The following is a 975-nucleotide window of genomic DNA, read 5'->3' as shown; positions in this document are numbered from 1 at the left end:
TTTCGACTCCAAGGTGGCCATGTCGCTGCAGGAACACGCTTTCGCCGACGTCGCTGATGTGCGGGAACGGCTTCGCATGACCGGATACCTTGCGGACGAGGCGATTGCCACCACAGTCTTCCTCGCGGATCGGCTGCGTAAACCGCTGCTTGTGGAGGGGCCCGCGGGTGTCGGTAAAACCGAGCTCGCGAAGGCGCTGGCGACCGCGGTTGGCGCCGAGCTCATTCGGCTGCAGTGTTACGAAGGGCTTGATGAAGCTCGCGCATTGTACGAATGGAACTACAAGAAGCAACTGCTGCGCATTCAGGCCGGATCGGGAGACGGCGGTGCCGAGGGTTGGCAGCAGGCCCACGACGACATCTTCAGCGAGGAGTTCCTGCTCTCTCGGCCGCTGTTGACGGCGATCCGCTGCCAGGAGCCGACGGTGCTGCTCGTCGACGAGACCGACAAGGCCGACGTCGAGGTGGAAGGCCTGCTGCTGGAGGTGCTGTCCGACTTCCAGGTGACGATTCCGGAGCTCGGTACCATCAGCGCCGCCCGCCGTCCCTTCGTCATCCTGACCTCCAACGCGACGCGGGAGCTGTCCGAGGCGCTCAAGCGGCGCTGCCTCTACCTCAACCTGGACTATCCCTCGGCCGAGCGGGAGAAGGAGATCGTGCTCTCCCGGGTGCCCGATCTCCCGGAGAGGCAGGCCGAATCGCTGGTCCGGATCGTCCGCGCGCTGCGGGCGATGGAACTGAAGAAGGCGCCCTCCATCGCCGAGACCATCGACTGAGGCCAGACCGTGCTCGCGCTCGGATTCGACACGTTCGACGAGGCCGCCGTCGCCTCGACCCTCGGCGTCGTTCTCAAGCACGCCAGCGACCAGGCCCGAGCCATCAGTCACCTCAAGCTCGGCGCGAACTGAACCGCCCGAGCCCAACCCATCGACTCCATCAACTCCATTGAACTGATCGAATCCATCGAACTGATTAC

At 64.4% G+C, this 975-nt stretch carries 1 pseudogene; it reads left to right on the top strand.

Annotated features, from left to right (window positions below):
- Nucleotides 1–19: 19 nt before the first annotated feature.
- Nucleotides 20–907 (top strand): annotated as a pseudogene (locus ACY45C_RS02690) (AAA family ATPase).
- Nucleotides 908–975 lie beyond the last annotated feature (68 nt).

It is taken from the genome of Frankia sp. CcWB2, assembly GCF_977927585.1.
This window is presented reverse-complemented; position numbering and strand designations above follow the sequence as displayed.